General features: G+C 43.8%; 8 protein-coding genes. 3 read left to right on the top strand and 5 right to left on the bottom strand.

What is annotated here, in order from left to right:
- Positions 1 to 137: 137 nt before the first annotated feature.
- Both F6J94_RS26360 and fraC read right to left on the bottom strand, forming a co-directional pair.
- A complete protein-coding gene (locus tag F6J94_RS26360) occupies positions 138 to 533 on the bottom strand; it encodes a DUF5357 family protein (protein WP_293045619.1) in 396 nt (131 codons plus the stop codon).
- A gap of 8 nt (positions 534 to 541) precedes the next feature.
- On the bottom strand, positions 542 to 1,102 hold the full coding sequence (gene fraC, locus F6J94_RS26365; RefSeq protein ID WP_293025017.1) for a filament integrity protein FraC: 561 nt from the start codon (positions 1,100 to 1,102) through the stop codon (positions 542 to 544).
- A 728-nt stretch (positions 1,103 to 1,830) separates the two neighbouring features.
- On the opposite strand from fraC, the gene F6J94_RS26370 reads away from it, so the two are divergent.
- Together F6J94_RS26370 and F6J94_RS26375 are read left to right on the top strand one after the other, a co-directional pair.
- Positions 1,831 to 2,349 carry a GUN4 domain-containing protein gene (locus F6J94_RS26370; protein WP_293045621.1) on the top strand — a complete coding sequence of 173 codons (519 nt, stop codon included), beginning with the start codon at positions 1,831 to 1,833 and terminating at the stop codon, positions 2,347 to 2,349.
- Between the two features lie 722 nt (positions 2,350 to 3,071).
- A complete protein-coding gene (locus F6J94_RS26375) occupies positions 3,072 to 4,610 on the top strand; it encodes a DUF3084 domain-containing protein (protein WP_293045623.1) in 1,539 nt (512 codons plus the stop codon).
- 247 nt (positions 4,611 to 4,857) lie between these two features.
- On the opposite strand, the gene F6J94_RS26380 is transcribed toward F6J94_RS26375, so the two are convergent.
- Complete coding sequence (locus F6J94_RS26380; RefSeq protein WP_293025011.1) at positions 4,858 to 5,205, bottom strand: hypothetical protein; 348 nt, start codon at positions 5,203 to 5,205, stop codon at positions 4,858 to 4,860.
- A gap of 844 nt (positions 5,206 to 6,049) precedes the next feature.
- Here F6J94_RS26380 and F6J94_RS26385 point away from each other — a divergent pair.
- On the top strand, positions 6,050 to 6,874 hold the full coding sequence (locus F6J94_RS26385) for an SDR family oxidoreductase (protein WP_293045625.1): 825 nt from the start codon (positions 6,050 to 6,052) through the stop codon (positions 6,872 to 6,874).
- Positions 6,875 to 7,023: 149 nt separating this feature from the next.
- Here the strand turns inward: F6J94_RS26385 and F6J94_RS26390 are convergent, their stop codons facing one another.
- Both F6J94_RS26390 and F6J94_RS26395 read right to left on the bottom strand, forming a co-directional pair.
- Positions 7,024 to 7,218: a hypothetical protein gene (locus F6J94_RS26390; RefSeq protein WP_293025044.1), complete on the bottom strand. Its 195-nt coding sequence runs from the start codon at positions 7,216 to 7,218 to the stop codon at positions 7,024 to 7,026.
- A gap of 54 nt (positions 7,219 to 7,272) precedes the next feature.
- On the bottom strand, positions 7,273 to 7,647 hold a 375-nt coding region (locus tag F6J94_RS26395), incomplete at its 5' end, for an SAM-dependent methyltransferase (RefSeq protein ID WP_293045628.1).

Below are 7,647 nucleotides of genomic sequence, written 5' to 3' on the forward strand. Positions count from 1 at the left end.
AAGATTATGGGCTAGACACCAACTCTGGGGTGATTAGCATGCTGAGCTGTGTGGCAGGTGTAACCCGAGCCAACGGCTGTGAAGAGTGGGAAAAGGTTGACCTTGTGCGCGGACTGCCCCGCTCAGAGCAAAATCATTCAAATGCCCAATAAATAGGTACTGATACCGTCAATTACGAGCTGGTATTCTCCAACGTTTAAATTGATGCCGAATAGGTAAATACTAGTTAGTGCGCCAGTAATCCAGGGACCCAGGGGCAAGCCTGTCTTGGCGTCTTTGTTCTTCTTGGCAATTCTTAGCTTAGCCGCCGCTGCCGTTACCCAGTAGACAAATAAAATAAAGAAAATACCACCACAGCTTGCTATCAGCCGTTGTACAAATCCCGTGGCTAACCCTGCCATTACATAGGAAAACACAGTTAGCCACATTAGAGCCTGCCAGGAAAATGCCTTGGGAGGTTTCAGTACCTTTACCAGCGAGTCTACCACCGCTAAGCCAATGACAAATTCGAATAGGGATGTGAAAAATTTCACGACGCTAGTTATCCACTAATGGGGTTGACATAAAGGAAACGCAGAAACAAAAGCAGTAAAATAGCGCTATAGCTACAGGAATTAGCAATGAGGACGACCATAGCTCGATTTTCCCCACCCGATCCTCTCTTACCAGAGCGCCTCAAGGATAATGACTTTTCCTCGTCGGAAGCTGATGTGGAAGCAGTTGCCTGATCTTCAGCTAGTTCTAAAAAGATTTTGAGTAACCTCAGCCCTGCCAGCTTAATAATAAAGGAAAGAAAGAAAATTGTGATCACACTCATAGCGATAAGAGTATAAAAATTGTCAGGCTTATCCTCTGAAAAGTGATCGAAAAAGATATAACTAATCATCTGGCCTTGAAATTCCGTAGGGAGTTGGTCGTGAAGGGCAAAAAAACACCACCAACCTACAATAGTGGAAAGTAGATTAATCGATGTAGCTTGCTGCATGCTGGTTTTGCGGTTGAGTTTTAGCCCTCGTTGCAGGACTATCCCTTCCACCGCAATTACCACCAGCAGGAAGAGAGTTTGAAACACGACCGTCTGTAGAGGCCATACAGGTGCCATAATTTTCGGTTTGCTCCAACGTAATAATTTGCATTAAAAACCCGTTTGAGCCACATTTTACCTGCACGATTCGGTGAAACTTGGTTTTGTTGACACCTTATGTTGACACCTTATGTTGACACTTTACAGTTGATTATTGTGTGTCAACCTTCAACAGAAATGGAGCAACTAAACGGGAGCAGGTCTAATGTTCATTAAATTAGACTACCAGTAATTTTCCGATACTGGTAGTTAATTTGAATGAGGGGTGTTACCCCTAAGCCTTTTTTTGCGGGTTTCCTGTTAAAATCCATAACCACAGGCTATACATTGAAGCACGACTAGGAACATCTGTAAAGATGCGATTGGCCGTAGGCCACGCTACGGGAACGCATTTTGTTACATATTTTGTCTCTTAGATACCTGTTTGACCTGCGGTCACCCTTCGCGAACAGAATTTAGGGTTTAGGCTCTAGGGTTTAGACTCTAGGGAGGGTTCTGTTGAAAGTTGTCTAGCTCTCTTAGGACGGAGGTGCTCAAGTGCCCCTGTTGTAGCTCATACCTAATACGATTAGCCTAATACCTAGAATTTCTCGATTATTGCTGTATGGCTTTGCGGTCAGTGTCTGGTAGTTGACTATTAGGGCAATGCTATGGTTGATGGATGTACCCCACACCTGACAGACAAGCCAAAACTTTATCTTTACTGTATCTTTGCTGATCAACTCCCATCACCATGGCGCAAACCTATGACACGACATCACTATGAACCTGAACTCAAACTGCGTTCTGAAAAAGGAGTAGACTACACTAAACTGCGAGACGTACTAGCAGCAGGAAAGTGGAAAGAAGCCGACTTAGAGACAGCCAGGGTACTCCTGGAAGCAGCAGGTCGAGAAGCTGAAAAATGGCTAGATGTAGAGTCGCTCAAAACATTTCCCTGTGCTGACCTGCTGACCATTGACCAGCTTTGGGTAAGATACAGCCAAGGACACTTTGGGCTTAGTGTTCAACAATCCATTTATCAAGAGGCTGGAGGAGACTGCGTCAGGCTAGGTGAACGCATCGGTTGGAGAGTGAGGGGAGAGTGGATAGCCTATAGTAAAATCAAATGGAATCTAGATGCCCAGATGGGACACCTACCCGTCTGTATGGCATTCATCTGGAGTAATCATCGGTCTGTATCCGGTATCGTGTGGTTATCTCGGGTAGGGTGTGAGGCGTGGTATACTTCATTTATGCAAAGACTTGTAGAGTCTAGCATATAAGCGTTACAGCCCAAGGAAATAATTCTTTCAACAAAAATTTTAAATAAAAATCACATTTTTTTAGTTTTAGAACTCAAAACTCCCAGGTCTATTGTTTAGAGCGCCCTTTGTACAAACTAGGGATGATTTGTTAGTGTATGGGTTACTCCCCACGCCCTACTGCTGGTGCTGGAAGTCGATAAATCTTTTGGAGCGTTTACCATAAAAAAACATAATTCTCTAAACCTATGAGATAGGCTGTATCTGGATAGACAACAATGGAGTATTGAAACTCTGCGCTCTTCCATAGGCGCAGATTCTGAGGAGTCAACTAACAAATGTTAGCCATTGCTCGAAACAATCACATCAACTTAACCTGCCGTAACACCAATAAGCTTGCAGTCCATCAGGCAGTGCCAATTACCGCTACTCTCTCACGGTGGTGGGGGTTGAGGTTAAGTATGTGGTTTAATTCACTAGCCTTAAAGCCTTTGCTTGTAGGGGCTAAAACTAGACTACGTGGCTGTAGCCAATCAATCATTGCGATTGATTGTCTTTTCAGTGGAAGCTCCCACTACTGGGAGTCCCAGCCAACCGAATGTTTTTTTTTGTATAACTATTATTGTAGTACTTTGACAACAGTTAAAATCGCCTCCTCGCGTTTCCTTCACCAGATAAATAACCACATAAATAACATAAATAACATAAATAATAGTAGTTTCCACTGTCCCGTGAGGCTTTAGATGACCAGCGCTTATATCCTGATTGCCTCAATTTTGGTGTTGGGGGGGTTACTCGCTACCTTAGGCGATCGCATGGGTACACGAGTAGGAAAAGCACGGCTGAGTTTATTTAATCTACGTCCCCGTACTACTGCCACGGTAGTAACAATTATCACCGGTGGCTTAATTTCCGCCTCGACCTTGGGGATTTTGTTTGCCACCAGTGAGTCTCTACGGGATGGGATTTTTGAGCTTGATAATATCCTCAAAAAACTTAGAAGTGCTCGCCGGGAGGTCAGCCAATTAGAGGATGAGAAAGATCGAGTAGAGCGGCAGTTAGAGGACGCCAGAGCAGAGCAAATAGAGGTTCAGAAGCGTTTGGATGAAACCAATCGAAATTTCCAACAGGCTCAAAATCAACTGAAAGATGTCTCTGCTCAGGTTGGGGTGCTGCGTACTGAAATTAAATCACTCCTAAGGGAACGTCAGCTGCTAATCCAACAGCGGAATCAACTCAATGAACAAATTACCCAACTCCAAAGCCAAATCACTCAATTAAAAGAATTGGTGAAGAAACGGGATCAGGAAATGCTGGAGCGAGACCAAGCTATCCAAGAGCGAGACCAAGCTATCCTCAAACAAGACCAAACGATCCAGGATCGGGAGCAGGATCTGGCTGAGAAAGACCAAGCTATAAAACAATTTGACCAGAAAATTGCTGAACGAGATCAAGTCATTGCTCAGCGTGAAACTTTCCTAAAAGAACTCGAACAAGAACTTAAAGAACTTGAACAACAACTTAAACAAAAGGAGAGTCAACTGGCTGAACGTAATCAACAACTTGAATCACAAGAAAAACAACTGGCTTTTTTAAAACGGGAACTAGCAATTCTAGAACAGTACTATCAGAATTATCGAGTACTGCGTCAGGGAAATGTTGCTTTATTTCGTGGTCAGGTACTCACCTCTGGAGTAGTACGAATTGTCGATCCAACAGCTGTAAATCAAGCCGTTGATCAACTGTTGAGCCAAGCCAATAAGACAGCCGTAGACATTACCCGTGCTAGTAGCAGTAATTCCCAAGAGCCACTGGTGCAAATTACTCAAGCACAAGTAGATCAGTTAATCCAGCAGATTAAAGATGGTAGAGACTACGTGGTGCGAATTCTCTCAGCGGGTAACTACGTTGAGGGGGAAAAACCAATACAAGTATTTGCAGATGCAGCCCTCAATCAGGTTGTCTTTAAGGGGGGTGATGTGCTTGCTACCATCTCGACTAATCCCTCAACTATGACCAATGAGCAAATTCGCAAGCGGCTCGATCAGTTGTTGGCCGCCTCTGAGTTCCGTGCTCGTCGCGCTGGGATTTTGGGTGATATCCAAGTCGGAGATGGTCGGCTGACCACCCTAACCAACTTTATTGAGCAGCTGGAGCAGTATAGTCAACCCCTTAATGTCAAAGCTATTGCCCAAGAAACTGCCTACACAGCTGGTCCTTTAAAAATGCAGCTGGTAGCGAGCTACAATGGAGAAGATGTTTTTAAAACTATTGTTAACTAGCTAGGTGGTCAGCGGTCAGCGGTCAGCCGTTGGCCACGCTACGGGAATGGCCAGGCTACTTGAGGTGCTTAAAATAAACCTCTTTTATTCAAAAGCTATTCAATAGCTGATAGCTGATTGCTGATAGCTGATAGCTGATAGCTGATTGCTGATAGCTGATAGCTGATTGCTGATTGCTGATTGCTGATTGCTGATTGCTGATTGCTAATTGCTGATTGCTAATTGCTGATTGCTGATTGCTTACTTGTTAACTAGCTAGCTCCTCCACAATTTGCCAATCGGGATTGTTATTAACTGCCTCTTGAAGTAGCTCAAACATTTGCCGACAATGGTTATTAACCTGTAGAGGTAACTCTTCATTTTTGACCACAAAATTTATGGGCACTTGTTGCTCAGTGGCTTTCGATTTGTCAATCAATACGTCCACTGTAACCAGCTTGGTAAAGGATATATTATCCGGACTCTCTCTTGCCATTATATAGTCATCACTCTCGTAGAGAATCTCAAAATGGCAGGATTTTAGAACCTCAATCAGTAACGGTAGAAGACGATCAAGGGAAATAGTGATTTTAATGGAACGATTGTAGCGAGCCATATAGACCTGGGGCTTGCTGATAGCTAAACTTTTCTATCTTGACATTTTCCGCTCTAAACGGACGGAGATTCTAGGTTGATAGACTCGCCATAACCTGACGGGTTTATACCAACCAAGCTAGAGGGCAAATCTACCGAAGGGTTTTAGGTCTTATTGACCCAGTTTTCCGCATTCCCTGCTGTAACTTGTTTCTCAAAACGGCTTTTGATAGCTAACTAGTTATTTGCTTCTAAGCCGACCTAGGTGACCAAATTGTTAGGCAAGGATTACGTAGTACCCTATCTCTGGCGATACTTTTTACTTTACTCTACGGACGAAGGATTTGGGCAATAACTTATTGTTTTTTTTAACTTATTTTTAAATTATTGTTTGAAATTATTGGTTTAATTTGTTGGTTTATTACTTTATTAGTTTATTAACTTATTTTTTTTTTAACTTTTGTTACTTGCTAAATTTTTCTTTCCTACTCTTGTTAAAACTTTACTGTAATCCAGGATTATTTTAACGCAATTAGTCCCAGATGTCAATAAAACTATCCACGGCGGTTAAAACCGCCCCACACGCTCACGTTTCATCCCCCCTTGAAAAAGACGGGGTTTTCAAGGAAAGACCCAAGGGGTAGGGTGCATCTCATATTTGTAAAAAAGATCGCGAGTGTGCGGAGTGTGGGGAGTGTGGGGCCCGGGCGCGGGGAGTGTGGGGCCCGGGCGCGGGGAGTGTGGGGCCCGGGCGCGGGAATTTTCGCCGGAATTTTTGCCTAATTTCATGCATTGAGATACACCCGGGTAAAGCTTGCGCGAAGGTAATATTTTTTATAATAATCGAATTTTAAAACATACGAGCGATGAATGTAGCAATCATTGGTTGTGGATACGTGGGTAGTGCCGTTGCTCACCTTTGGCATCAACAGTTAGGGTTATTCACTACAGTAACCACTACTACCCCTGAGCGTGTCCCAGAACTAGAAACAATTGCTGACCGAGTGGTTGTGGTTAAAGGAAACGACCCTATTGGTCTCGAATCGGTAGTGAAAAACCAGGAGATTATTCTTTTGTCTGTGGGTGCTGCCAATGGCAAGGTCTATCAAGAAGCCTACTTAGACACAGCCCAAACCTTAGTTTCTGTGCTCAAAACCACTCCTACGGTACGACAGCTAATTTACACGGGAAGCTATGCTGTCTACGGTGATCGACAGGGAGGCTGGGTAGACGAAACATCACCGATTGCTCCCCCTAGTCCCAATTATGAAATTCTGGCAGAAACTGAGCAGGTATTACTATCAGCATCCAATCCTAATCTGAAGGTTTGTATCCTGCGTCTGGGAGGAATTTATGGTCCGAAGCGGGAACTACTCAAAATATTTGGTCGATTCGCAGGTACTACTCGTGAGGGTTCGGGTCAAGAAGTCACCAATTGGATTCATCTAGATGACATAGTTGGTGCAATAGAATTTGTCCGTTCTCACCAACTTCAAGGGATTTATAACCTAGTAGATGACCAAATACTGACTTATCAAGACTTGCTTGAAAAAGTATTTAAACAGCACAACTTACCCCCCGTATCCTGGGATTCATCCGTTACTAAAGCCCGACCTTACAATGCCCGAGTGTCAAATAAAAAAATAATTGATGCAGGTTACCAGTTTATTCATCCAGAAAAAATTTTCTAATCTGATTACTCGGTGGAATGAGTTTACTGAAAATTAGCCTAAATATAAGGAACGAGGCGATTGGTGCATGAATCGCCTCTAGCCAAGATTCAACAAATACACTATCTAAAACAAGTGTGAATTTTTTGTGATAAATAGGATTTTGAATTTTAGGGAGTAGGGAGTAGGGAGTAGGGAGTAGGGAGTAGGGAGTAGGGAGTAGGGAGTAGGGAGTAGGGAGTAGGGAATTGGGAAAAAATATTGTTTACCTTATTACTACAAGAACCGATAATTACCCTTAATAAAAATCTCCCCATCTCCCCATTTCCCCATCTCCCCATCTCCCCATTTCCCCATCTCCCCATCTCCCCATCTCCCCACACTCTCCTCTCTTTCCCTATTCCCCGCGCCCAGCCCTATTAGCTGATCGGTGGTACGGTCAACCCCTTAAGCGCCACCCCTTCTGCTGATGGGGTTAACCCCTTACTTTGAATTAAAACCCCAAAGCCACCCAATCCGGTGGGATCGATCAACTGGTGTAACCGTTGGCGACGCTGCATAATTTTGATCACATCCTGTGCTGTTGCTTTCGCATTTCCCCTTTCTCTAGGATCAGAAAGGGCAGCTATGCGATCGCCTAATCCCAATGCCATTAGAAACAACCCTTGCTTGGTGAAACCTACCTTACCCAAACCACATAAGTCTCCTTGTCGCTCTAAGGCAGTAAAATCCACATGAGCAGTAATGTCTTGTTCGCCGATATAACTATAGGGGTTATTATGGTGCCGGTGGCG

The sequence above is a fragment of the Moorena sp. SIO1F2 genome (assembly GCF_010672755.1).
Classification (GTDB): Bacteria; Cyanobacteriota; Cyanobacteriia; order Cyanobacteriales; family Coleofasciculaceae; genus Moorena.

Excerpts from the sequence above, each read along its gene's own strand:
- F6J94_RS26370 (WP_293045621.1), top strand. The coding sequence starts at position 1,831 with ATGACACGACATCACTATGAACCTGAACTCAAACTGCGTTCTGAAAAA.
- F6J94_RS26390 (WP_293025044.1), bottom strand. The coding sequence starts at position 7,218 with ATGGGGAGATGGGGAAATGGGGAGATGGGGAGATGGGGAAATGGGGAG.
- fraC (WP_293025017.1), bottom strand. The coding sequence starts at position 1,102 with ATGGCACCTGTATGGCCTCTACAGACGGTCGTGTTTCAAACTCTCTTC.
- F6J94_RS26380 (WP_293025011.1), bottom strand. The coding sequence starts at position 5,205 with ATGGCTCGCTACAATCGTTCCATTAAAATCACTATTTCCCTTGATCGT.
- F6J94_RS26385 (WP_293045625.1), top strand. The coding sequence starts at position 6,050 with ATGAATGTAGCAATCATTGGTTGTGGATACGTGGGTAGTGCCGTTGCT.
- F6J94_RS26375 (WP_293045623.1), top strand. The coding sequence starts at position 3,072 with ATGACCAGCGCTTATATCCTGATTGCCTCAATTTTGGTGTTGGGGGGG.